Here is a 24276-nt window from a genome sequence, read left to right as displayed (position 1 = left end):
GGGGTGGTTTTTTGGGCTGGCCCTTAAGCTGGCGACGACACAGCGCTAACCTCAAGCCTCATCCGCTTAATAAAGTCTTCTGCAGGCAGTGGACGGCAGAAATAGTAACCTTGCATGAAATCGACATTTTTTGCGCGCAGGTAATCTACCTGCGCCTGGGTTTCTACCCCTTCGGCAATCACCTTGAGCCGCATTTTTTTCGCCAGGTCAATGACGCTTTCCACCAGGCGAGTATCGGTATTGTTGTCTATCTGGCTGACAAACATTTTGTCGATTTTGAGAAATTCAGGCTGCAGTGCGCAAATATAGGCGAGGTTTGAATAACCGGTGCCGAAATCATCGAGCGCCACGGATATGTTGGCGCGACGCAGGGCGGCAAGCCATTCGTTCAATTGTGGCGTGACATGCAGCGGATGTCGTTCGGTCACTTCAACCACGATATGGCGTTTTTTCGCCTCCAGGTTGTGCATCATGTCGCTGATATCAATTTCAAAATGGGGATCAAGGCAATTTTGCGCACTGATATTAATGCAAATATAGAGTCCATCGGGAAAGTGATGGATAGCCTTCTGAAAATCGGCAGTAATTTGCTGCATCAGCAGCCGGGTTAATGGGCCAATCAGATGATGCTGTTCGGCCAGCGGAATGAAAATATCAGGTGAAACGTAGCCATACGTGGGGTGTTTCCATCTGGCGAGTACCTCAAACCCGGCGATCTTACCCGTATCACCTTTGAAGAATGGCTGATAAAACGGATGAATCTGCCGTTGCGTAATCGCCTGCTGTAACGTCTGGAAGGGCGATGTGAAATAGCCCATCAGTCGCCAGAAGAGATAGCCGCACATTGTTGAAACCAGCAGGGCAAACGCGAGTATCGACGTGTTTTCCGCAATAAAGCGATACAAGGGGATCGCCACGGGGTATTGCCAGGCGACCGAAATCGGGAAGGTCGCCGACCTCAGATGCATAAAGTGTTCGTTGTCTCCGGAGGCATAAATAATACTGCCGTCACTCCAGACCTGTGCGCCGCCAATTTGCAGATACATATTTCCCTCCACACCATCAAGGTTAAAGGCATTGTTAATAAAAGAGGCGCTGATATTGACCAGTAACGTATTGTTTTGAATATTGGCCAGATAATAAAGGGTTGGCATATCAAACAATAATGTTTCAACGGGAGCTTCTGTTGTGCCGATATGTGAAAACAGCCGTTGTGGAATTATTTTCCTTTGGGCTGCGGTTAATGAGGAGCAACCAATCGTATCCCCTTGCACAAAACTTATTGCCTGAATATGGGGGAAATGGTTCAGCAAAAACGCCTGTTCACGAGAGAGGCTGCCACTGCATATGACCTGTTGCGCCTGCAGGCTACTTTTGGCGGCATCGCTGGCTTCGCCCAGCAACTCCTCGGTATAGGCGAGGATGCTCTGTGCCGCGACGCGGGCATTTTCCCGTTCTGAATGTAGCTGATGCATCGCTATCAAACTAAGCCCTGATGCCAGTAAGACCAGTGATAAAAATACAGCGGCAATTAATTTCACCGTGCCGGTCATCACGACGAAACCAAAATACGTTTTCTGTTGCAGTTGCGAAAACAACGTTGCTGCTTTAATCAGGTTTGGCATAGTCCGGTGTCGTTGTCATAAAACAGAGTCAAAAGGGTGGCAATCGGTGGTTGTGTCGTCAGGCAATCAGCAATTACGATTGCCTGACGAGATTTAGAAAAACGGAGACTCAGAACTTAACCCAGTCGCCATTGTCATGGTTGCTGGCTTTTTTCGTCGGTAGTACTGTCATGTTACTGCGCGTCAGCATCCGTTTTTCACTCTGAATGGCGGTCTCTTTAGCGACCCGGAAAATAGAAACCACTTTTTCGAGCTGTACCGCCTGATCTTCCAGCGAGCTGGCAGCGGCAGAGGACTCTTCAACCAGCGCGGCATTTTGCTGCGTGGTGGTGTCCATCTCTGCCATCGCCTGGGCAATTTGCGAAATGCCCCGGCTTTGTTCATCGGTTGCCGCGGCAATCTCGCCCATGATGTCGCGTACCTGGGCTACCGATGTCTCGATTTTGGACATGGCTTCACCCGCGCTTTCGACCAGCGTGAAACCACTGTCGACATACACCACGGACTCCTGAATCAGGTTTTCAATCTCTTTGGCCGATTGCGCGCTGCGCTGGGCGAGGTTACGAACTTCGGCGGCGACCACCGCGAAGCCTTTCCCCTGATCGCCAGCACGCGCGGCTTCAACCGCCGCATTGAGCGCCAGGATATTGGTCTGGAAGGCAATGCTATTGATAACCGTGGTAATTTCCGAAATGCGGTGCGAGCTGCTACGCACGTTCTTCATGGTGTCGATAACCTGCTGCGAGATCTGGCTACCCTGGCTGGCATTTTGCGATGCCTCTTCTGAGAGCAGACGGGCATGGCTGGCATTTTCGGCATTGAGCGCCACGGTGGAGGTTAGCTGCTCCATACTGGCGGCTGTTTCCACGACGGCGGCGGATTGCTGTTCAGTACGAGATGATAAGTCCATATTGCCTGCGGCAATTTCCGAGGATGACCGCGCCACACTCTCCACGCCATTACGCACGTCATAAATGATGTTTTTCAAATTCTCATTCATGGTGGCAACTGCCTGCATTAACAGGCCCGGCTCATCGCTACGGTTGCTGGTCAGCGTACTGGTCAGATCGCCTTTCGCAATTTGTTCCGCCACATACAGGGTTTCATTAAGCGGGCGGGTAATGGCGCGGGTGATCCAGAACGCTAAAGCGATACCGGCCAGGATACCAATCAGTGCTACCGTACTCATTTGCCATTGCACATTGCTGACGACCGTGGCGACAATTTGCTGCTGAAGATCAAACAGAGCCTGAATGGCATTAGTCAAAACCACTGCCCGGTCAGTCAGTTGAGATGACAGGGTGGACTGTTCCGTCCACACATTGCGATAGTGCTCGAGTTCCGCAGCAATATTCTGGAAATAAGGCACATCATCGGCAAGCCAGGTTTTCTGGTCATCCGGCAATTGCAGAAGAAGCTGTTCCGTTGCTGTTTTACAGGCGGTCAGGCGAACAATAATCTCCTTTTGCAACTGTTCCGTCGGGTGGCTTTTATAGACCGTGACCTGTGAGTCAATATCACTCATCAGAAAAGCCACTTGCTCGGCGAGAAGTGCCTGGCTTTGAGTGAGTGAACTGTTTTTACTGGTTTTATCTGCCAGCGCGGAGTCGTCGTTGAGTTCCTGCGTATCCAGTTTTTTCTCGCTCAGCTTCTTCGTGTTCAGCGCTTTGGTGAACAGATTTAGCGTTTCGACATAGTCGTTAACCGCACTTGCTGTTTTGTCCAGAGCGCTTTTACCCTCCACCGACCAGTTGAATGTATTAAGCTGGTTGATAGTGTCCTGCATACGACGTGCGGAGGTATTTGTTTGGTCTAAATATTTTTGATCAAGCGTATACTGAAAATTAGTTCGGCCAAGTCTTACGCTTGAAAGTGAATTAAATAGGTCGGTTGTAAGCTCATTTTTGGTAACTTTATCCTGAATGTTGTTTAAGCCAAACATACCGGAGGTCAGAACCGCGATTGTAACAAACAATACGATCGAGAAACCTAACAGTAATTTCCTGCCAACTTTCAGGTTTAAAAAAGGTTGTATCAGATTCATTTATTCTTCCAGTATCGGCATTACCGTCATTGGACGGTTTCATTGCATCAGTATTAAAGGGGGCAGATTACGTCCCGCGATCGGATTACAATAGAAAAAAAAGCCCTTTGCACGGGGGTGCGCAGGGCAAATCCCTGGCTGACATCACTCTCGCAGGGTATCTGGCTTCTCCTCTTTTTTAATAGAGTGAGTCGGGAGTTCACTCACTCGATAATAAATAGGGGTAACGTCCTCATAATTTACGGTATAGCCTCGGCCTTTCTTATTTATGATAAAATCACGGGGCAGACCGATAAGAGTAAGCTTTTTACTTAAGTTATTTAAAACCTGCCATAGCCGTTGCGAGGAAGGACTTAAGTTGCTCACTTCCCAAATGTTATGAAACAATTCTTCTTTACTGATGTTGTTATGTCGACCATATTTCAATAAATAAAGAAAAAGATTCATCATCGTATCGTTAAAAACAACAGAGGCAAATATCAAATTGTTATCAGATTGGCTGGTTGGTAACCTGTACAATCGACGACTGTTAATGTCGAAATGTATTTCTTTACCAATCATAAATCCATATAAGCGATAGCCCATTCTGTCATGCTCGCATTAAAATAGATCGGCCTGATGCCGCGACACAGAGTGCTTCTCGATAAACCATACATTTATAGGGTGATTATATGGCTGATACCGAGGCTTTCCAATCTCCGATCCGCTGCGCTATTTCGGGGTGGATGTTACTCCACGCCTCAATCATTTAATCTCATCTAAATAGAACCTTTAGTTTTTTGTCCTGAAAAGTGGCTTCATCATTCCTCTTTTAGCTGTTAAAGATTCTTTTTTTAGTCATCAAGATTTATAACTATATTTTTGTTAGAGGCTGGTCATTCATGCTGACATCAGCTTCTTGTTTCCGCCTCTGAGCCTGGCAGCGCCCTGTCTGGCGGAGAACATACTTTTGGCGCAATCAACGTGCCGGATGTCAGCTACTCTAGGGAATGTGGAAAAAAAGTGGAGTGACGTTATATGATTTATACTGAATGGAAAGCGATCCGCAGGCAGGAATACGTAGGTTTAGTATTTGAGAAAATGATAATAACATGCTGAAAATTAACAATAAAAATCTGAATCAGATTTTTGTGCGCGCGGTTGTTTCAAGGGAAGTCAGTGTGCGTATATCTCTGATGATCACGCTATGAAGACTGCATGGTTGATTAACGATGTTGTCCTGTTTGAACCCGATGAGCGACGTCTTTGCGCGATACAAAACTACCCTGCCCAATGCATTATCCTCCACGGCCCGGTAAACGAATGCTTGTTGCAGCTTCTTTTACATAACGGAGAGGTGCTTTCGCAGCGTTTTTTATTTGATGCGGTATGGGGAAAGCAGGGGGCGGTAGTCACAACCAACGCTTTATATCAGGCTATTGCGTCAGTCAGAAAAGCGTTGAAGTCTGCAGGACTCGCCGATGATGTGATTAAAACAATTCCCAAGGCAGGGTTTAAATCTGTCGCGCAAATTTGCGCGGGGGAAGCGGCCGATTTTCTGCCACAGAGGACAGTTTTCCCTGAGCCTGTTGAGGCCGGGTATATGTCCGTTGCGAATGACAATATAATCATCAACAAGCAAGACTCAAGATGGGATGCGCTATTACATTCACCTGTTGCCTTTTTTATGGCAGGCCTGCTTTTTTGTCTCTCATGTGCTGTGCTCTACGGCTCACTTAATTATGATAAAGCCGTGTTTGCGGATTATCAGCAGGTTGGAAAAATCGGCAACTGTGAGGTTTTTTCTTCCTGGTACGATGTGGAGCACAGTCGCAGTCAGTTTAACGCGTTATCGGCGCGTTATCCGATCACCTGTAAGCCAGGGGACAGTGCCTATATGACTGTCAATCGCCTGCAACAGGGAATATCAATCTTCATATGTGATAAAACACCTGATAGCGCTAATGCACATTGCAGGACCCTTTTTTATCGGCAGAAATATCATGAAAACCAATAAACTTTTTCTGCTCTGGGGAGCTATCTTAATCGCCATTGCGACGCCGCTACTTTGCGCCGGGTATCTCAGCTATCAGCGTAACCATTTTACCTGTGATGCTCATGCCATTATTGTCGATGAGGATGCCATAATGGATATCATTACCAATTATTCATTCGATGGCGGTAGTGGTAGTTATGAATCATCGGGGAAATATATAAAAGGGACTCAGCCGGCGCTGTCTACCAGTAATAACGTCTCTTTTAATTATTGGTATGAGAATGGAAAAATGATTATGGTGTCGAACGAAACCAATGAACTGCCAAAACGGACGGAACCTTTGCTGGACCAGATGCCTGATTTTTACCATCTTCGCGATCGTGGTATCAGTATCGATATCGTGCGAGCGAATGCGGCAAGTTACTATTTTGTCTATGGTCATACGCCAGTATTTTACTGTACAAAAAGCCGGAATGATTGATGTCAGGCAAGCGGCAAAGCGCGTCTGGACCAGACGGTCAAAAAATTTCATCAATGACATTGCGGGTAATGAGATTGCTGTCTAATTTTATTCTTGGTTTGGTTCTTCTGACACCTTGCAGAGAGCCGTGGTTTACTTTTTTACAGGAATGAATATGCAGAGCACGACAACTGAGGAACAACTAAACGCCTTTTTTGGTCGCGATCCTCATGCTTTCGAGGCGGAAGAACAGCTTATCGCAGAAATCACGCAGAGCCTCCGTGCTCACAAGGCTGATGTAAGCAATAAAGACCTTATCTTTGCGCTCATTCAACTGCTTGAAATTGAAAAAGATGTCGTCAAACTGGATATCTATCGCAACGCGCTTGAAATGGTTGTTCAGAAAACCCCCGACGACGTTTAATTCAAATTTTCTGTTTCCCTGCCTGAAAACATGCTGCCTTCGCAATGAAATCGAAGGCAGCCATCAATCGTACTTGTCTCCGTCACGCCAGGATAATGCCGGGGAACCATTACAGCGGCTTTTTGCGCCGCTGTATCAGATAGTGTCGGGTGGCTTCCAGAACGCTTCTCTGGCGGGAACATGTTGCCATGACTTCCTGCGCGCGAAGCACCATGACGAGGTTATCTGCCTTTATGGGCAGGCGCGAATTCATAAGATAAGTGGCGGCCAGGCCAATCGCCTCATGGATTTCCTCTGGTTGAACTTGCTCATTTTCGTTCAATTACTCTCCCGTTGCTGAGATGACGAACGTCTTCTAAAGCCGTCAGGCCAGATCAAATTCACAATGAGCATTATGTCGGAACATGCTGACGCAAGTCTGATTAGAAGGGTACAGGTGGAATCGCAAACCTGTTAACCATACAGGTTAAACAGGGCGTGTATGCTTAGTGTTTGATTGCTTTGCTGATACTTAACAGAGTGTCGTCACGGAGTCGACTTTTGCGCTGGGTCGTTTGCAAAGACCAGGCGCTTTTTTTGCTGTGCTCGGGCTGCGTACGGAAATGGTGCACACCACTGATTGCGCTTCGCCAGGCTTCCTGCCTTTCACTGTCGGTTTCACTACTTAGGTTTTCCTGCAATTGCACAATTAAGGCATCGAAAGAAATATCATCCGCTGATTCCAGAAGCGTAAGAATCGCTTCTCCCATGACAGTATCTACAAGTTTGTCCTTATCATTTTTACTCATTTCGCCTCTCAAAATTTACGACACTGTTTTACACAAGCCCTAAACATTATGCACACTCAGGCCAAACCTGCCTCTTTTTGTTGATCTTATTTAAAAGATGGCCGCGCTTTCACTTCTGACCTTTGGTAAAGATCAGCGCCATTAAGGCGTTAAGTTGCGCTTCGGTTGCCGCGTCCGTCTCAGTCGCGATGCGGGCAGCAATTTTAAGGCAGATAGTGCGTTTGCTGATGGTTTGCTTAGCGTGCAACATCTCTATCACAAGCGCGCCCAACCTCTCTTCACACGAGCGCATCTGTGTTAAAGGGCACTTAATGGCACCATCATCGCTGTCACGGGTACCCTTCACGACGGCCTCATTCAGTCAGGATCTATAGCCAAAGATTTGGCGAACGCCATGCGGCAGGCAAGTTGATCCATAAGCGTAATCGAAACGCTAAAAAATGCAAAAATGCAGGGGGGATTTATTGAATGGTAAGAGGGGAATTACCCGGTGCGGTGATGGCGAGGAGAGGAAGATGTGAAATGTGGGGTAACCGCCTGCCCAACTATGCGCAGGCGGCAAACAGGTTAATGCTGTTTCTTCTGCAGCGCTTCCCAGAGGCCAACAAGATAGGTCACACCCAGAGCACGGTCATATAAGCCGTAGCCCGGACGACCGGTTTCCCCCCAGATAAAGCGGCCATGATCCGGGCGGATATAACCCTCGAAGCCATTGTCATGCAGCGCCTGCATCACCTTGTACATGTCCAGCGAACCGTACGGAGAGGGATGCGCGCACTCGTAGAAATCTTTATCTTTGATGAGCTTAATATTGCGCACATGGGCAAAATGGATGCGTTTACGACGAGTGAACTCCGCCAGGATGTCGTAGACATTATTTTCCGGGTCTTCACCGATGGAGCCTGTGCACAGCGTAATGCCATTAGCCGGGGAGTCGACGGCGTTACAGATCCAGTCAAGGTCGTCGCGGTTTTTTACCACGCGCGGCAGGCCGAAGATCGAATACGGCGGATCGTCCGGGTGAATAGCCATTTTCACGCCAACCTCTTCACACACCGGAATGACACGCTCAAGGAAGTAGACCAGATTGGTACGCAGCGTCTTATCGTCCACGTCTTTGTATTTCGCGAACAGTTCCTGCACGCCGGCCAGACGTTCAGGTTCCCAGCCGGGCAAGGCGAAGCCGTTAGAATTATCCAGCACCTCGCGCACCACTTGCTCAAGACTCTTGTCGATACCTTTTTTCTCAAAGGCCATGGTCAGCGAGCCATCCGGCAGGACGTAATTCATCTCGGTTTTCATCCAGTCGAATACCGGCATGAAGTTATAGCAGATCACCTTCACGCCAAAACGGGCGAGGTTACGGATGGTCTGCTGGTAATTTTCAATGTACTGATCGCGGCTGGGCAGGCCAATCTTAATGTCGTCATGGATGTTAACGCTCTCAATAACTTCCATCTTGAGGCCTGCCTGATGGGCGAGACCAACCATGTGTTTAATTTTATCGACAGGCCAGACGTCACCGACAGCGACGTCGTAAAGCGCGCCGACCACACCTTCAACCCCCGGTACCTGGCGGATATGCTCAAGCGGAATTTTATCCTCGTCTGGCCCAAACCAGCGCATTGTCATTTGCATCACAGTTGTCCTTTTATTCAGTCATGTTTTTGTAACTACCATACTAGTATCTTTCAATGGCGAGTAAAAGGGGCAAATGCGCAAAAACACGAGGTAAATGTAGAGAACCCCTGGCCCGAAGTCAGCCAGGGTGGGGGGTTATTTCAAGTTGAATGTCAGATAGCCCATAATGCCATCGCTTGGGCCATCTTTGGGGTGATGCACGCCATCCATGACAGGAATGACCGGAAAATCGAAAGGGGAAACGCCTTCAATGCAGGCGACATTAACGCCAAATTGCTCCGGGTTGGAGCGGCGCTGGTGAAAGGTATAAATCCCACAGACGGAGCAAAAATAGTGAGCCGCTGCCTGGGTATTAAACCGGTACTCGGTGAGTTTCTCCTTGCCCCGCGTCACTTCGAGCCCGGATAACTGGGCAGAGACAGCTACCGCACCACGCATCCGGCAAAACGAGCAGTTACAGCGGCGTAAGGTATTAAACCCATCAGTGAGTTCAACGGTAAAAGCGACGGCACCGCAGTGGCACTGCGCGTGAAGCTTTTCTGACATAACAATCTCCATGGTGACAAAAGAGGATGTAATGAGTGTAGCCGTCTGGCGTTTAACGCGGTTGAGTTGTCAGGGGAAGAACGGGGCAGGAGGCGTTAGCTTTGCTTTTTCTTCTTGTATTCAGCAATGGCCTGATTAATGTTATTGGTTTCGATAGAGTCGACCTTTTCGTTATCAGAGAAGACATCATAACGGCCTTCATTGTAGCGAAAAAGAACAGTGACGCCCTGAAAGCGAACTCTTTTTTCCTTTACCGTAATGCCACGACTGCGCATGGCAATTTTTGCGATGGTATCTATTTTTTTACCGTTCATGATGAGTCAGCGTGCCTTTTATTATTAATTATAGTGTCCCTGCTGGCATCAGGGATAGAATGATATTAATTTTATAAACCCGGAAAAGAAAGGACGATAACAAAAAATGGAAGCTGGAAAAAGTTGATAAATTTCAGGCGGGTTAAGGTTTTCTTAATCTTTGGATGTTCTCGAAATTCAAAACGATATGTTTATTAAAATATTTAAAATTCGGCAGTATTAAATAGCGAACTCAAATGTTGAGAATTATTTCGATTCTCATTCCGATATCTGTGCGTTTAAACTCCAGCCAGCTTGCAAACGCTTCGTTTAGACACACCTTTTATAAGGAATAAATATGAGAAATCGCTTTTCTGCCATGTGTTCGATAGCTTTGGTCATCTCTTCTGTTTTCGCGGGTTCTTCTGCTTTTGCGGCCGACAATGATGACGGCATTGTCATTTATAATGCCCAGCATGAAAATCTGGTTCAGTCGTGGGTTGATGGTTTCACGAAAGAGACCGGGATTAAAGTGACCCTGCGTAATGGCGGCGATACCGAGCTGGGTAATCAGCTTGTCCAGGAAGGGAGTGTTTCGCCTGCCGATGTTTTCCTGACTGAAAACTCTCCGGCAATGACCCTGGTCGACAACGCAAACCTGTTCGCTCCGCTCGATGCCGATACTCTAAAACAGGTGCCTGCCGCTTATCGTCCGGCCCATGGCCGCTGGATTGGGATTGCCGCGCGTAGCACCGTGTTCGTTTATAACCCGAGCAAAATCAGCCCGGCCCAGGTGCCGACATCTCTCATGGATTTAGCGAAGCCGGAATGGAAAGGGCGCTGGGCGGCCTCTCCGTCGGGTGCCGATTTCCAGGCGATTGTCAGCGCTATGCTGGCGTTAAAAGGCGAACCGGCGACCCTCGACTGGCTGAAAGCGATGAAAACCAATTTTGTTGCTTATAAAGGTAACAGCACTGTCTTAAAAGCGGTGAATGCCGGGCAGATTGATAGTGGCGTTATTTACCATTACTACTATTTTGTCGATCAGGCGAAAACCGGTGAGAACAGCAAAAACACGCAACTTCACTATTTCAAACATCAGGATCCGGGGGCCTTTGTCAGTATTTCCGGTGGCGGTGTGTTAGCGTCCAGCAAACATAAAGCGCAGGCCCAGGCCTTTATTAAATGGATCACCGGTAAAACCGGGCAGGATATTCTGCGCACCAACAACGCGTTTGAATATGCGGTGGGCGTGAACGCAGCCTCTAACGAAAAACTGGTACCGCTGAATAAACTTGAAGCGCCGAAAGTTGAACCGTCTACGCTCAACAGTAAAAAAGTCACCGAGCTGATGACCCAGGCGGGTATTCTTTAAAATAATAACAGTGAGCGCCTTATGTCTGGTTTGAGCATTCCGTTGGCTGGAAAACAGCAACGCCAAACGCATCAGCATCGCCCCGCGCGAATGTTGGTGATATTAGCCATGCTGGTTTCCCTGTTGGCGTTACTGCCCGTTGGGTTTGTGATTGCGACAGGTATTGATACGGGATGGGAGAGCGTTAAGGCGCTCGTCTTTCGCCCGCGTGTCGCGGAGTTACTGGCGAACACGCTGCTACTGATACTTTTTTCGCTCCCCATTTGCGTTTGTCTTGGCGTAGCGCTGGCCTGGCTAACGGAGAGAACCGCACTGCGGGGGCGTCGCGTCTGGTCGTTGTTGGTGGTTGCGCCGCTGGCGATCCCGGCTTTTGTGCAAAGCTACGCGTGGGTGAGCGTTATCCCGTCTTTACATGGGCTGGCGGCCGCCGTGTTTATCTCCGTGCTGGCTTATTACCCGTTTATTTATATGCCGGTTGCCGCTGTTCTGCGACGACTGGATCCGAACCTTGAAGACGTTGCCGCATCTTTAGGCATTGCTCCGTGGCAGGTTTTCTTTCGTGTGGTATTGCCGCAACTGAAACTGGCTATCTGGGGCGGCGCGCTGCTGGTGGGCCTGCACCTGCTGGCAGAGTATGGCCTGTACGTGATGATCCGCTTCGATACCTTCACTACCGCTATTTACGATCAGTTCCAGTCTACTTTTAGCGGCCCGGCGGCCAATATGCTGGCAGGGGTGCTCGCGCTGTGCTGCCTGGGGCTTCTGTTGCTGGAAGGGGCAACCCGCGGCAAAGCTCGCTATGCCCGCGTGGGGGGAGGCTCCGCCCGCCGTCAGAATATCCATGCACCCGCAATGGCAGGTCATCTGCTGGGACAACTCCTGCTGGCTTGCGTGGTCGTGCTGGCGTTGGGAACGCCCATCGCGGTGCTGGGGCGCTGGCTGTGGGCGGGCGGCCTGGCGGTCTGGCAGAACGGTGATTTGTGGTTATCCCTGCATCAAACAGTGGTCCTGGCGTCGGCCGGGGCACTCATTACCACTGGCTTTGCTATTCCGTGCGCGTGGCTGGCGGTTCGCCATCCGTGTCGCCTGTTCCGGCTGCTGGAAAGCATGAACTATGTAGCCAGTTCACTGCCAGGGATCGTGACGGCGCTGGCGCTGGTGACGGTCACCATTCATTACGCGCGTCCCATTTATCAGACCGAAGTGACGCTCTTTCTGGCGTATATGCTGATGTTTATCCCCCGGGCGCTGATCAACTTACGCGCCGGTATCGCCCAGGCGCCTGTCGAACTTGAACATGTCGCGCAAAGCCTCGGCGTGTCGCCAGGATGGGCGCTGTGTCGCGTGACAATGCGCCTGGCGGCGCCCGGTGCGGCGGCTGCCGCGGCACTGGTCTTTCTGGGGGTGAGCAACGAACTGACAGCGACACTGCTGCTCTCTCCGCTGGGAACACGCACGCTTGCCACCGGTTTCTGGGCGCTGACCAGTGAGATTGACTACGTTGCTGCGGCCCCGTATGCCCTGTGCATGATCCTGATTTCTCTTCCCCTGACGGGCCTGCTTTACAAGCAATCACAAAAATTATCGGGTCGTTAAGATGTTCGAGCTTATTAATGTGTCGAAAAAATTTGGCCACACTCAGGTGCTGGATAGCATCACGCTTTCACTGTCACCCGGCAGCCGCACCGCGATAGTGGGGCCATCAGGCTCCGGTAAAACCACTCTGTTACGCCTGATTGCCGGGTTTGAGATGCCCGATAGCGGCCAGATAACGATGCGCGGCATGCCGCTGTTTAGCCCGACAGTATCGGTTCCGGCGCATCAGCGAAAAATTGGTTTTGTCCCGCAGGAAGGGGCGCTTTTTCCGCATCTGACGGTTGAAGAAAACATTGGCTGGGGGATCCGCGCCTCGCGCCAGGAACGGCGTAAGCAGGTTGAAGCCCTGATGGACCGCGTCTCTCTGGACAGGCAACTGGCGCGCCACTGGCCGCATGAAATCTCCGGTGGCCAGCAGCAGCGCGTGGCACTGGCGCGTGCGCTGGCGCAGCAACCGGCGCTGATGTTGCTGGACGAACCATTCTCGGCGCTGGATACCGGGCTGCGCGCCACAACCCGTAAAGCGACCGCCGATCTTCTCTCTGAGGCGGGCGTTGCTGCCGTGCTGGTCACCCACGACCAGAACGAAGCGCTCTCTTTTGCCGAGCAGATTGCCGTCATTCGCCACGGGCGGTTTGCCCAGGTGGGGACGCCGCAGGCGGTCTATTCGCAGCCGGTCGATGAAGAGACGGCGCTCTTTTTAGGGGATGCGTTAATCCTGACGGCGGAGGTCGCCAACGGCAAAGCCAGATGTCTGGTCGGCGATGTGCCGGTGGATGACAACAGGGCGCAGGGGGTGCGGCGCATCATGCTGCGCCCGGAGCAACTGATGATTACCCCGGCGTCAGCGGGTGAAACTGCGTTGCAGGCGACGGTACTGGATATCGATTTTGGCGGTTATCTTTCGACGCTGACGCTGGGGTTTACGGATCGTGCGCAAACGCTCACCCTTAATACCGTCACCCCACAATTATTATTGCCAGGCACTCCGGTTGCGCTCAAAATTACAGGCCATGCGCGGGTGTTTGCGGCATAAAAATAGCCCGCCGATTTGCGGCATAATCTCTTTTATCCGCAGGAGCCTATATTGATGGTAATAATGAATGGGAGAGCGCATGTTTTCACTCAGTAACTGGTTTATCTGGGCGCTGCTGTCCGCCTTTTTTGCCGCGCTGACCGCCATTTTCGCTAAAGTCGGGATTCAAAATGTAGACTCCGATTTTGCGACTTTAATCCGCACCGGGATTATTATCGTTATTCTGGCGGCTTTTATTTACTTTACCGGTAAGTGGCAGAACCCCTTGCTGATTGGCAAACGCACCTGGCTTTTTCTGATCTTATCGGGTCTGGCGACGGGAGCATCCTGGGTGTGTTATTTCCGGGCGTTAAAGATCGGCGAAGCGTTTAAAGTTGTCCCGGTCGATAAAATGAGCGTGGTGATGGTGGCGATTTTCGCTTTTATTTTTCTCGGCGAACGGCCAGGGCTGCGTGAAGCAGGGGGACTGCTGCTGATTACCGCAGGCGTATTATTACTGGCGCTGCGGCGATAATCAGCCGGGCTTTTTATGTGCGGGCAGAAAAATAACCAGGACGCCCGCAATAATAATCAGCACGCCCGTTAGCGACTGAACGGAAAATACGCCGCGCATGCCGGGCAAAATAAGGGACGCTGACCATACCAGAATATAGCTGAGACTCAGCAGGGCATAGGCTTTGCTCAATGCCAGATGGTGTAACGCCAGATACCAGAAAAACATTGAGGCCAGATAACCCGCAAGCCCGGCCAGCAGCAGCGTTGTTTCCAGATGAATGGGCCACAGCGCGCCGATAAAGGCATAAAACTGTGACACCGGCGGAAGGGCCGCCATGGCATAGCCCATTGCAAGCTGCGCCGCACTGGTTAACAACACGCTGACCAGCGTCAGAAGAATACCTTTCATGCTGCACCACCCAGAACCACAATGCCCACAATAATTAACCCCACGCCAAGCCAGTGGCGCAGGTTAACCGGTTCACGCCAGATCCCCCAGGCGGCCAGCGTCACCCAGACAAAATTGAGGCTTAACATCGGGTAGGCGATGCCAACGGGGACGCTCTGTAAGACCAGCAGCCAAAAAATCATGCCCAGGCCGAGGCAGGCCAGCGCCAGCCCGAGCCAGGTTAAGATATGACGACGGCGGCCCACCCTGAGGGCAGGCCGCGTCGCTTGCTTTTGGCACAACTGTCCGGCAAAGCTCAGCAGGCTTGCCAGCATAAGCAGAAACCAGATCATGGTTGTGGCGCATATTCAATAAGTGCGATTCGCCCCTGAACAAACACATTTGAGGGGGGAGGAATCGGCAGGCTATTCACACTTTCACCGCGTGAAAGCAGCACCACCAGCGTGACTTTGCCTTCCTGACGGTGTTGTTCCAGCCAGTCGTTGAAATCTTTCTCAGCAATAAATTTGTCTTTCGCATCCGGGTAGCTGAGGCCATATTGCAGCTCACCGGTCTGGCCAAACATAATAATATCGCTGCGTTTGAGTTCCCACGCCAGGCCTGCGGCGATGCCGACATTATCACTCAGTATATAGCGGCTGGATGCCAGTGACTCTTTTGCCATGCCGATCGCGAATTGCGGCTGTTTTGACTCCATCACCCGGTTAGGGATGGCGAAACCAACCAGCAGCGCAAGCCCGGCTGGACACAATGCCGAGAGCATCCAGCTTTTTTCGGTATTGCGCAGGGTGTACCAGCCCACCAGTGCCCAGACAAAAAAGGCCATGGCGGCACAAAACACTTTATAGCTTTCGAGTGTCGTCCATACCGGGTTTTTCAGTGGTCCCCAGGGGGAGGCAATAAACGCGGCAACCAGGCCAAACAGACCAAAGCCAATGTTGAGCCAGGCATTCACGCGCAAAGCACGGTAGCCTCTCTCTGCGGCCTGCACCGAATAACCCGCCATCAAAATCGCCAGCGGCGCGAAGCAGGGCAGGATGTAGGTCACCAGTTTGCCTTTCGCGATACTGAAAAACAGAAAGGGCATCACTACCCAGCACAGCAGGTAGAGCGTCGCGCGGTTATTCTCACGGGTGAACCATGCCAGACGAAGCGAACCGGGCAGCAGCCCCAGCCAGGGCAGGCTTCCCAGTAAGACAAATGGCAGGTAGTACCAGAACGGGGCTTTGTGCTGCGCATCCGCCATGGCAAAACGCTGAATATGCTCCACCCAGAAGAAGTAGTGCCAGAAATCCGGCTCGTGTTGGGCAATCGCCAGCCCCCACGGCAGGACAACCAGCACGCAACTGGCGATGGAAAGCCAGCCCCAAATCAGCACCTCTTTCCATTTTTTCTGCGCGATTGCCCAGGGTAAAACGCTCAGAACCGGCACGGCCAGCGCCAGGAATCCTTTGGTCATGACGCCCATGCCGCAGGTCAGGCCCAGCAGCACATAGCCCGCTGCTTTCACGGAGGTGGTTTTGGCCTGAACGGCAATCCAGAACGTGCACATCCCGGCAACCAGCCACAGAGCAATCATCGGGTCGAGCACCGCATAGGTGCCGATACCGTAGACTTCCAGCATGGTGATGAAAATGATGGCGGCCATCATCGCCACGCGTTTATCGCGCCAAAGCTGCCAGGCAAACCATGAGACCATCCCGGCAACCAGCGCGGTTGAAAAGATAACCCCGGCGCGAACGGCAAAGTTGGTTTCGCCGAACAGCCACTGGAATATGGAGTTCACCCAGTAACCGGCGATCGGTTTTTCAAAATAACGCAGGCCGAGAAAATGCGGCACGGTCCAGTTTCCGCTGCTGAGCATTTCACGGCTGATCTCTGCATAACGCGTTTCATCAGGCTGCCAGAGTAAACGCCATTCAACAGGAATCAGGTAGTAGAGGACAAACAGGGCAAGTACAACCAGACCGTAGCGTGACGACTTCGTCATTCCGTTCTCTCCATTTGCTGACAACCCAGCCATCCTTCCCGGCCGGCAATTTCACCTCGCACCACTTTGCCCGCAGGCAAGGTGCGTAAATTGGCAGGTAACAGTTCACCCAGCGGGCAGAACTGAATATTCGCCTCGGCGGCGCGCTGGAGTAAATCTTCAAACTCCAGGCGATGGGCGATGCCTTCGACTTCGGCGTGAATGGTATAAACCGGCACGCCGGGATCATCGAGCATGCGGGTCAGGATGAAATCGTTGAACCCGCTGGCGCTTACGTCACCCCCGACAACTTCATCCCAGGTCGGTAGCGTCACCGGAATTTGCACCGTGCCCGTCTGGCCGACGCCCGTTATCGGTAAAAAGGGCGCGCTGCCCCGGCAGTCGCTGTTATAGCGAAAATCAAAAGATTCTTTCGCCTTAATGACCCGTTGATCGGCACGCCAGCCAGCCACGGCTGAACAGGTAATATCCGTGCCGATTATCGATTCCAGCTCTTCTTTACCCAGTGCGATTTGGTGGAGCAACTCATCGCTGTCCCATACGCCGCACCAGGTCTGCCAGGCGTGGTGATCCCACGCATGCAGCCCCACTTCGTGGCTGGCGGCGGCGCTGCGGATAATATCCGCGTTGGCGCGCCCGATATTCCTGCCGGGCCACGCGGTGCCCGCCAGTAAAATATCCCAGCCATATAGCGAGGCCGCTTTTGAGCGCAGCATCTTTAGTAAGAACTTCGGCTTAACCAGCCGCCAAAGATGCCGTCCCATATTGTCCGGCCCCACACTAAAGAAGAAGCTTGCGCGAACGCCGTAGCGATTGAGCATGTCCAGCAGCGACGGCACCCCCTTACGGGTGCCGCGGAAGGTATCGACGTCTATGCGCAGGCCGACTTTTCTCATGGCTTCTGTTCCGTGACCTCAACGGTGCGTAAAAAGAAGTCCAGCGTCTCTTCAACGGTCTGGTGCATTTCTACCGTCGGCTGCCAGTCAAGGCAGCGTTTAGCGTTGCGAATGCTTGGCTTACGGTGCTCAACGTCCTGGTAGCCTTTGCCGTAGTAGTCGCTGCTTTCTACTTCGCGGAAGCCAGCAAACGGCGGGAAACGGTCGCGCAGCGGGTGACGTTCGAAGCAGTCGAGCAGCATTTCCGCCAGCTCTTTGATGCTCGCTTCGTTGTCCGGGTTACCGATGTTGATGATCTGCCCGTCACAGCGGCCATCTTTGTTTTCGATGATGCGGAACAGGGCTTCAATACCATCGCTGATATCGGTAAAGCAGCGTTTCTGTTTACCGCCTTCGATCAGCTTAATCGGCGAACCTTCGACCAGGTTGAGGATCAACTGGGTGATGGCGCGGGAGCTGCCGATACGTGCGGCGTTCAGGTTATCCAGACGCGGCCCCATCCAGTTAAACGGACGGAAGAGGGTGAATTTGAGGCCGGTTTTGTCGCCGTAGGCCCAAATCACGCGGTCCAGCAACTGTTTGGATACCGAGTAGATCCAGCGCTGCTTATTAATCGGACCCACCACCAGGTTGGAGGTGTCTTCGTCAAAATTCGCGTCGGTGCACATGCCGTACACTTCCGATGTGGACGGGAAGATGATGCGTTTGTTGTACTTCACGCAGTCACGAATAATTTTCAGGTTCTCTTCGAAGTCCAGCTCGAACACGCGCAGCGGGTTACGGGTGTACTCGATTGGGGTCGCAATGGCCACCAGCGGCAGTACGACATCACATTTCTTAATGTGGTATTCGATCCACTCGGAGTGAATGCTGATGTCGCCTTCCACAAAGTGAAAGCGCGGGCAGTCAAGGAAACGGCTGATCGCATCGGAACCAATATCCAGACCGTAAATCTCGTAATTATCATCCTGCAACAGACGTTCGGTCAGGTGGTTACCGATAAAACCGTTTACCCCCAGGATCAGCACGCGGGTACGACGTTTCACGGCAACAAACGGACGGCTGGAGAGCAGAGCACCCGGTACCAGACCCATCGCCGGCGCAAGCTGAGCACCCTGCATGTAAACGCCGTTTGCGCTCTGGCCGGTAATGATTTCCAGCGCGCCTTCACCACAAGCCACCACCAGCGGGGCGACGGAGAGCACGGTGCCCGGCTTCGCCGCCGCCAGATCGGTACGCACGCGGGATTTCCAGACGATAAATTTGTTGGTGCCCACATAGCCAAACGCGCCCGGCCACGGATCGCTGACCGCACGCACCAGGTTATGCAGCTCCTGCGCCGGTTTTTCCCAGTTCAGACGACCATCTTCCGGGGTACGACGGCCAACATAGGTGGCCTGAGACTCATCCTGTCCACGTTCCTGCGTCTGGCCGCTGCGGATTTTCGGCAGCACATCGTTCAGCAGGGTTTGTGAGGCTGAACACAGTTTTTGATGCAGGGAGAGCGCCACGTCAGTGTCGCTAATCGCCACACTCTGTTGCGCCACGATATCGCCTGCATCGGCACGTTGCGTCATGCGGTGCAGGGTGACGCCGGTCTCTTTCTCGCCGTTGACCAGCACCCAGTTCAGCGGTGCGCGACCACGGTATTTCGGCAGCAGCGAACCGTGCAGGTTGAAAGCGCCTTTTGTCGGCAGGCTCAGAATGTCGTTGCACAGCAGGTTGCGGTAGTAGAAGGAGAAAATCACCTCTGGCGCGAGCGCGCGAATGCGCTCAACCCATAGCGGGTGGTTCACATCATCCGGGGCATAAACTGGAATTTCCTGCTCAGCCGCGAGGCGCGCCACGGATTTAAAAAAATGGTTTTCCCCCGCATTGTCGGCATGAGTAAAAATGGCGGCAATTTCAAAGCCTGCTTCCAGCAGTGCCTGTATGCCCGTGCACCCCATATCGTGATACGCAAAGACGACGGTTTTCATGACTCAATTTCCTCAATAGAATTTGGGGTTTCCTGACGGATAACACGCTGAATAAAGTAACGGGGGCGGGCACGGACATCGTTATAGATGCGGCCAACGTACTCGCCGAGTAAGCCCATGCCAACGAACTGCGCACCAATAAAGGTGAACAGGACGGCGAAAAGGGTGAACACACCTTCGGCAGCCCACTGCGGCCCAAGAGCAAGACGCATGACGACTAAAACGACGGAGAGCGCAAAACCCACCAGCGCGATAACGCTGCCAAACACGCTCAGCATGCGCAGCGGCGTGGTGGTCAGGCAGGTCACCAGGTCATACATCAGGTTAATCAAACGCATAAAGCTGTATTTCGAATCACCGTACTCGCGCTCCGCGTGATGCACGGGAATTTCTGTGGCCCGGCGGGCGAACATATTGGCGAGGATCGGAATAAAGGTGCTGCGCTCGTGGCAGTGCAACATCGCATCGACAATATGACGACGATAGGCGCGCAACATGCAGCCGTAATCGCCCATCGCTTTACCGGTGGTGCGCTGAATCAGGTGGTTGATCATGCGTGATGCCGTTTTGCGAAACAGGCTGTCCTGACGGTTCTGACGAACCGTACCCACCACGTCATAACCTTCTTCTGCGGTTGCCACCAGGCGAGGGATCTCTTCGGGTGGGTTCTGTAAATCCGCATCCAGAGTGATGATCAGATCGCCGGTAACATGGCTAAAACCGGCCATGATTGCGGAGTGCTGTCCATAGTTGCGGTTAAGCAACACGGCTACGATATGGCTGCCGTCGGCCTGTGCGGCCTCGACCAGCATTTTGGCGGAATCATCACTACTGCCGTCATCAACCAGCAGAACTTCGTAATCCTTACCCAGCAGATCGCAGGCGGCGGTCGTACGACGAATCAGTTCTGGCAGGCTGTCCTGTTCGTTAAACACAGGGATCACAACGGATACTTTATTAATGGGGCTGGTTTCAAACATCGTTATTGCCCTGCCAACTGATGAAGTGCGGCGATAACACGGCTGGTGTCGTCATCGGTCATATCCGGGAACAGCGGCAGCGAGCAGATACGCGCGCTATTCCACTCCGTATTGGGTAATGAAACGTCAGGGAAATTCTCGCGGTAGTATTTCTGCGTATGGGCGGCGCGGAAGTGCAGGCCCGTACCGATGCCCTGTGCTTTCAGGGCTTCCATCAGCGCGTCACGGGTCAGGCCGCAGCGTGTTTCATCAACGCGAATAATAAACAGATGCCAGGCGTGAATGTGCGGCCAGGCCGGAACCGTCAGTGGCTGGAACGGCGTATCAGCCAGCTCGCGTAAATAGCGCTGGGCTATCTCGGTACGACGCTGGTTGGCTTCGTGAAGCTTGCCGAGCTGCACCAGTGCCAGCGCGGCATTGATATCCGCCAGGTTGTATTTGTAGCCAGGAGAGATCACTTCCGCCTGCGGTGCGCGACCGTGTGTCTGGCGATCGTAGGCATCGACGCCAAGACCGTGGAATTTCAGGCTGCGAATACGCTGGGCCAGTTGCTCATCATCCGTCACCACCAGGCCGCCTTCGGCACAGGTCATATTTTTAATGGCATGGAAGGAGAAAATCGCCGTACCGCGACAGCCGACATGATGACCTTTGTAATAGGTTCCGGCGGCATGTGCGGCATCTTCAATCACGGGAATATTGTATTTCTCGCCCAACGCGCGAATTGCATCGATATCGGCAGGCGCGCCGGCGTAATGAACGGGAATAATGGCCTTTGTTTTTGATGTAATCGCGGCCTCAATGCTCTGCGGGGTCACCATCAGCGTGTCACGGTCAACATCGATCATGACCGGGGTTGCGCCGAGCAGCACAATCATATTGAGGGTGGAGACCCAGGTCATGGAGGGGGTAATCACCTCATCACCGGCACCAATGCCCATCGCCATTAACGTGACATGCATACCGGCTGTTGCCGAACTCAGGGCAATGGCATGCTGGTTGCCCGTCAACTGGCAAAATGCTTCTTCCAACTGTTGGTTTTTGGGACCTGTAGTAATCCAACCCGACTTCAGAACGTCCTGAATCGCCGTTAATTCTTCGTCGCCCATAGAAGGACGTGAGAAGGGTAAAAATTCACGCATTACTTTTCCTTACCGTTGCTGGCAATGAATTCGCACTGTAGCCAGGGAAGCAGCAGACTCATTTCGTTGAGAGTACTTAGTACTTGCCTAGGCTAAGGCTTATTTATTAACTCAACCTTAAGAGATTGCATATTTTCATTAACGTTCACTTAAGATCGTTTCTGTTTAACTGGCGTTGAGGAAATAAATATTAGCAGGCGATGTTTTTGTTATTTTTATTATGTTTATCATGGTGTTATGTTTATTTTGGCACAAGAGGGATAAAATAACTTAGCGGCGGCTTGAGCAACCGTAAAGATTTTTTTGTCGCTATCTCAATTTTGTTTAATTTATATTTATAGTCATCCTTTTGTCATTATGCTGTCACTAAATTTAGGGGGCGTTAATAATGAAAACATGGGGCTACTTTAAAAACGAGAATAGTCAGATTTTGGCTTTTAGTGCTGTAACAAATCGTCATTAAGGTGATATGGATCACAAAAGTGGCTGTTTTTTGCGCGGTCAGGATCTAACCACTAACATTTCAATAGAAAATCATTTCAAATCATTTAATTACAATCGTTATTGGTTTCCATTTTCCCGACGCCTGAAAAAAATCATAAGTTTTTAGCAATATTTTTCTCGCTCATTCGTCTACCCGATTACAACACTATGAAGGAGAGACAACATGAGAAGATTTGGCAGCCACCGACGCCATCCCGGTAAGTTTGGTGTGATGTTTATTGTTTTTGCCGTCGTGATGACGCTGGTGGTGATGACCCTGTGGAACGCCATTATTCCGGGTCTGTTTGGTCTGAAAACCATCGGTTTCTGGACCGCGCTTGGACTGCTGGTGTTATGCCGTGTGCTGTTTGGCGGTATGGGCATGGGGCCGATGATGTTCAGAATGGCGCGCGATCATCGTCAATTGCATGAACGGTGGATGAACATGAGCGAAGAAGAGAGACAGGCCTTTTTCCAGAAACGCCACCGTTGGGGTGGGCGCGATGGCTGGCGCTGTGGCCCTGACATGCCAACCGAGAATGAATCACCGAAGCCGTCGGACAATGCGTGAGCATAATGGATAAGGCCGACAACGCCCGAACTGTGCGGCTCCTTGAAGCGCTCTCAGCGTGCCGGACAACGCTGAGAGCCTTTATCCGCCGCCGTATTCCGCAACGAGAAGACGTGGACGATATTTTGCAGGATGTGACGCTGCAATTGATCAACGTCGAACAACCGGTTGAGAACGTCTCCGCCTGGCTGTTTCGCGCGGCGCGCAATGAAATGATCGACCGCGGACGCAAAAAGCGGGAGTGGTTATTTTCGGACGACGAGGAGGCTGATGATCAACTCTATGATGTGCTTTTTGGCGATGTGCAGACACCCGAAGAGGCACGCTTAAGAGAGATTTTCTGGGATGAACTGGAAAGCGCGCTGGCGGCGCTTCCTGCGGCCCAACGCGAGGTATTCGAAAAAACCGAACTGGAAAATTACAGCTTCAAAGCCCTTTCCGCTGAGACGGGGCTGCCCGTACAGACCTTGCTGTCGCGTAAGCACAAAGCGGTACGCTATCTGCGAGAGCGACTTTCCGCGCTCTATCACGACATCATGCTGCCCTAGTCAAACACCGACAAAAAATCCCCGCCGCACCGGGCTGGTGTGGCGGGGATTATCATCATTGCGATTAATCAGATAAAGCTGTCGTCGTCGTTATTGCCGCCGAAATCGTAGTCATCATCCTGATCGAGGAAACGGCTATTGTCGTCGTTGCCCTGGTCAAAGAAGCTGCGGTCGGAGGCATTGGTGAAGCTGTCCTGATCCTGAAAATCGTTAGTGAAATTCCTATCACCGGCGACATCTGAGACCTGTTCGACAGGCTGCTCAATAATGTTCACGATCTCTTGCGGCTGGGAGTGGTGAAACATACTGGTCAGCATATCGGCCAGCACGACCCCACCGGCCACCCCGGCTGCGGTTTGCAGCGCACCGGCCATAAAACCACCGGAGCGGGCTGCCGGTTGCGCATATGTGGGCGCCGCCTGTTGCTGTGGCGGCTGTTGTTGCGGCGCGCTGTTCCAGTTGTTGGCTAGCTGCTGTGGCTGGCTTTTTCCACCGCCAAACAGGCTACTCAGGAAACTGCCGCCGCCGCTTTGCTGGCTGTTTTTCAGGGAGGCCACTTCATTCTGGAGATCCTGAATCTGTGCATGAAGGCGTTTCAGCGCAGCTTCCTGAATCAGCATCGACTGGGCCATATAGTAAGGCGCAGAGGGCTGCTGGCGCACAAACTCAGCGATCATATGATCGGCCTGGCTATCCCGTGCGCCGCTTTGCTGTTCCGCCTGTTTCAGACGCTGGAAAAGCCCCTCAATAAGCCGTTGTTCTTCATTTTGCATAGCAAAAACCTCAGGAGTGCATGGAGTTGTGGCAATGGCGTGCGTGCCTGTGCAGGTATCGGTTACGCGCGCCTGTAAGAGTTATTTTAGCCGATCAAAGTTATACGAAATGACAAGCAAACGCAGAATGATGGGAAAAGAAGAAGGGGAGAGGAGCTTAAAATAAAAATGGCCGGTGTGTACCCGGCCATTTTCTCTGAGGGTGAC

The 24276-nt window shown here is 51.9% G+C and carries 26 protein-coding genes; 9 read left to right on the top strand and 17 right to left on the bottom strand.

Features of this window, described 5'->3' with window-relative positions; all coding sequences use genetic code 11:
- Positions 1–23 precede the first annotated feature (23 nt).
- The 3 genes from MRY16398_RS21795 to MRY16398_RS21785 form a co-directional block, all read right to left on the bottom strand.
- Positions 24–1625, bottom strand: a complete 1602-nt coding sequence (locus MRY16398_RS21795) for an EAL domain-containing protein (protein ID WP_125125168.1) — start codon at positions 1623–1625, stop codon at positions 24–26.
- A 109-nt stretch (positions 1626–1734) separates the two neighbouring features.
- Positions 1735–3411, bottom strand: a complete 1677-nt coding sequence (locus tag MRY16398_RS31200) for a methyl-accepting chemotaxis protein (protein ID WP_145986169.1) — start codon at positions 3409–3411, stop codon at positions 1735–1737.
- 402 nt (positions 3412–3813) lie between these two features.
- The gene (locus MRY16398_RS21785) at positions 3814–4230 is read right to left on the bottom strand and encodes a winged helix-turn-helix domain-containing protein (protein ID WP_223878730.1); all 417 of its coding nucleotides are present in this window, start codon (positions 4228–4230) and stop codon (positions 3814–3816) included.
- Positions 4231–4855: 625 nt separating this feature from the next.
- Here MRY16398_RS21785 and MRY16398_RS21780 point away from each other — a divergent pair.
- The 3 genes from MRY16398_RS21780 (at position 4856) to MRY16398_RS21770 (ending at position 6528) form a co-directional block, all read left to right on the top strand.
- Positions 4856–5665: a winged helix-turn-helix domain-containing protein gene (locus MRY16398_RS21780; protein ID WP_052249349.1), complete on the top strand. Its 810-nt coding sequence runs from the start codon at positions 4856–4858 to the stop codon at positions 5663–5665.
- A complete protein-coding gene (locus MRY16398_RS21775; RefSeq protein WP_125125166.1) occupies positions 5652–6125 on the top strand; it encodes a hypothetical protein in 474 nt (157 codons plus the stop codon). The genes MRY16398_RS21780 and MRY16398_RS21775 overlap by 14 nt, the downstream gene beginning before the upstream one ends.
- A gap of 154 nt (positions 6126–6279) precedes the next feature.
- On the top strand, positions 6280–6528 hold the full coding sequence (locus tag MRY16398_RS21770) for a biofilm development regulator YmgB/AriR family protein (protein ID WP_041852307.1): 249 nt from the start codon (positions 6280–6282) through the stop codon (positions 6526–6528).
- Positions 6529–6637: 109 nt separating this feature from the next.
- Here the strand turns inward: MRY16398_RS21770 and MRY16398_RS21765 are convergent, their stop codons facing one another.
- The 6 genes from MRY16398_RS21765 to MRY16398_RS21740 all read right to left on the bottom strand — a co-directional run bounded on the left by MRY16398_RS21765 (position 6638) and on the right by MRY16398_RS21740 (position 9817).
- The gene (locus MRY16398_RS21765; RefSeq protein ID WP_041852306.1) at positions 6638–6850 is read right to left on the bottom strand and encodes a hypothetical protein; all 213 of its coding nucleotides are present in this window, start codon (positions 6848–6850) and stop codon (positions 6638–6640) included.
- Positions 6851–7013: 163 nt separating this feature from the next.
- Entirely contained in the window at positions 7014–7316 is a 303-nt protein-coding gene (locus MRY16398_RS21760; protein ID WP_041852305.1) for a hypothetical protein, read from the bottom strand.
- Between the two features lie 109 nt (positions 7317–7425).
- On the bottom strand, positions 7426–7662 hold the full coding sequence (locus MRY16398_RS21755) for a hypothetical protein (RefSeq protein ID WP_041852304.1): 237 nt from the start codon (positions 7660–7662) through the stop codon (positions 7426–7428).
- A gap of 221 nt (positions 7663–7883) precedes the next feature.
- On the bottom strand, positions 7884–8954 hold the full coding sequence (uxuA, locus tag MRY16398_RS21750; RefSeq protein WP_125125165.1) for a mannonate dehydratase: 1071 nt from the start codon (positions 8952–8954) through the stop codon (positions 7884–7886).
- 138 nt (positions 8955–9092) lie between these two features.
- A complete protein-coding gene (locus tag MRY16398_RS21745) occupies positions 9093–9503 on the bottom strand; it encodes a GFA family protein (protein WP_041852302.1) in 411 nt (136 codons plus the stop codon).
- A 95-nt stretch (positions 9504–9598) separates the two neighbouring features.
- Complete coding sequence (locus tag MRY16398_RS21740; protein WP_041852301.1) at positions 9599–9817, bottom strand: hypothetical protein; 219 nt, start codon at positions 9815–9817, stop codon at positions 9599–9601.
- A 337-nt stretch (positions 9818–10154) separates the two neighbouring features.
- Between MRY16398_RS21740 and MRY16398_RS21735 the strand changes: the two genes are divergently transcribed.
- From MRY16398_RS21735 to MRY16398_RS21720, 4 genes are all read left to right on the top strand, one after another.
- Complete coding sequence (locus MRY16398_RS21735) at positions 10155–11171, top strand: iron ABC transporter substrate-binding protein (RefSeq protein WP_041852300.1); 1017 nt, start codon at positions 10155–10157, stop codon at positions 11169–11171.
- 21 nt (positions 11172–11192) lie between these two features.
- On the top strand, positions 11193–12767 hold the full coding sequence (locus tag MRY16398_RS21730) for an ABC transporter permease (RefSeq protein WP_172600678.1): 1575 nt from the start codon (positions 11193–11195) through the stop codon (positions 12765–12767).
- A 1-nt stretch (position 12768) separates the two neighbouring features.
- Positions 12769–13803, top strand: coding sequence for an ABC transporter ATP-binding protein (locus MRY16398_RS21725; RefSeq protein ID WP_125125164.1), 1035 nt, complete (start codon positions 12769–12771; stop codon positions 13801–13803).
- 79 nt (positions 13804–13882) lie between these two features.
- A complete protein-coding gene (locus tag MRY16398_RS21720) occupies positions 13883–14317 on the top strand; it encodes an EamA family transporter (protein ID WP_041852297.1) in 435 nt (144 codons plus the stop codon).
- On the opposite strand, the gene arnF is transcribed toward MRY16398_RS21720, so the two are convergent.
- Genes arnF through arnB form a run of 7 tightly spaced genes read right to left on the bottom strand, consistent with a single transcriptional unit; the run spans position 14318 to position 21694 of the window.
- A complete protein-coding gene (gene arnF, locus MRY16398_RS21715) occupies positions 14318–14707 on the bottom strand; it encodes a 4-amino-4-deoxy-L-arabinose-phosphoundecaprenol flippase subunit ArnF (RefSeq protein ID WP_125125163.1) in 390 nt (129 codons plus the stop codon). It abuts the gene before it with no gap.
- Positions 14704–15039 (bottom strand): 4-amino-4-deoxy-L-arabinose-phosphoundecaprenol flippase subunit ArnE, encoded by a 336-nt coding sequence (gene arnE, locus MRY16398_RS21710; RefSeq protein ID WP_041852295.1) that lies wholly within the window; start codon positions 15037–15039, stop codon positions 14704–14706. The genes arnF and arnE overlap by 4 nt, the downstream gene beginning before the upstream one ends.
- On the bottom strand, positions 15036–16697 hold the full coding sequence (gene arnT, locus MRY16398_RS21705; RefSeq protein ID WP_041852294.1) for a lipid IV(A) 4-amino-4-deoxy-L-arabinosyltransferase: 1662 nt from the start codon (positions 16695–16697) through the stop codon (positions 15036–15038). The genes arnE and arnT overlap by 4 nt, the downstream gene beginning before the upstream one ends.
- Positions 16694–17593 carry a 4-deoxy-4-formamido-L-arabinose-phosphoundecaprenol deformylase gene (arnD, locus tag MRY16398_RS21700; RefSeq protein WP_125125162.1) on the bottom strand — a complete coding sequence of 300 codons (900 nt, stop codon included), beginning with the start codon at positions 17591–17593 and terminating at the stop codon, positions 16694–16696. The genes arnT and arnD overlap by 4 nt, the downstream gene beginning before the upstream one ends.
- Positions 17590–19572 (bottom strand): bifunctional UDP-4-amino-4-deoxy-L-arabinose formyltransferase/UDP-glucuronic acid oxidase ArnA, encoded by a 1983-nt coding sequence (arnA, locus tag MRY16398_RS21695; protein ID WP_125125161.1) that lies wholly within the window; start codon positions 19570–19572, stop codon positions 17590–17592. Before arnA ends, arnD begins: the two co-directional genes overlap by 4 nt.
- Positions 19569–20552 carry an undecaprenyl-phosphate 4-deoxy-4-formamido-L-arabinose transferase gene (gene arnC, locus MRY16398_RS21690; protein ID WP_041852291.1) on the bottom strand — a complete coding sequence of 328 codons (984 nt, stop codon included), beginning with the start codon at positions 20550–20552 and terminating at the stop codon, positions 19569–19571. Before arnC ends, arnA begins: the two co-directional genes overlap by 4 nt.
- Positions 20553–20554: 2 nt before the next feature.
- On the bottom strand, positions 20555–21694 hold the full coding sequence (gene arnB, locus MRY16398_RS21685; protein WP_107222543.1) for a UDP-4-amino-4-deoxy-L-arabinose aminotransferase: 1140 nt from the start codon (positions 21692–21694) through the stop codon (positions 20555–20557).
- A 667-nt stretch (positions 21695–22361) separates the two neighbouring features.
- On the opposite strand from arnB, the gene MRY16398_RS21680 reads away from it, so the two are divergent.
- Positions 22362–22748, top strand: a complete 387-nt coding sequence (locus tag MRY16398_RS21680) for a hypothetical protein (RefSeq protein ID WP_041852289.1) — start codon at positions 22362–22364, stop codon at positions 22746–22748.
- A gap of 5 nt (positions 22749–22753) precedes the next feature.
- Positions 22754–23296, top strand: coding sequence for an RNA polymerase sigma factor (locus tag MRY16398_RS21675; RefSeq protein ID WP_107222542.1), 543 nt, complete (start codon positions 22754–22756; stop codon positions 23294–23296).
- Positions 23297–23364: 68 nt separating this feature from the next.
- Here the strand turns inward: MRY16398_RS21675 and MRY16398_RS21670 are convergent, their stop codons facing one another.
- Positions 23365–24069: a DUF2076 domain-containing protein gene (locus MRY16398_RS21670; RefSeq protein WP_125125160.1), complete on the bottom strand. Its 705-nt coding sequence runs from the start codon at positions 24067–24069 to the stop codon at positions 23365–23367.
- Positions 24070–24276: the final 207 nt, after the last annotated feature.

The sequence above is a fragment of the Phytobacter sp. MRY16-398 genome, assembly GCF_003925915.1.
Classification (GTDB): Bacteria; Pseudomonadota; Gammaproteobacteria; order Enterobacterales; family Enterobacteriaceae; genus Phytobacter; species Phytobacter diazotrophicus.
The sequence above is the reverse complement of the archived record's forward strand: the minus strand, read 5'-3'. Positions and strand labels throughout refer to the sequence as shown.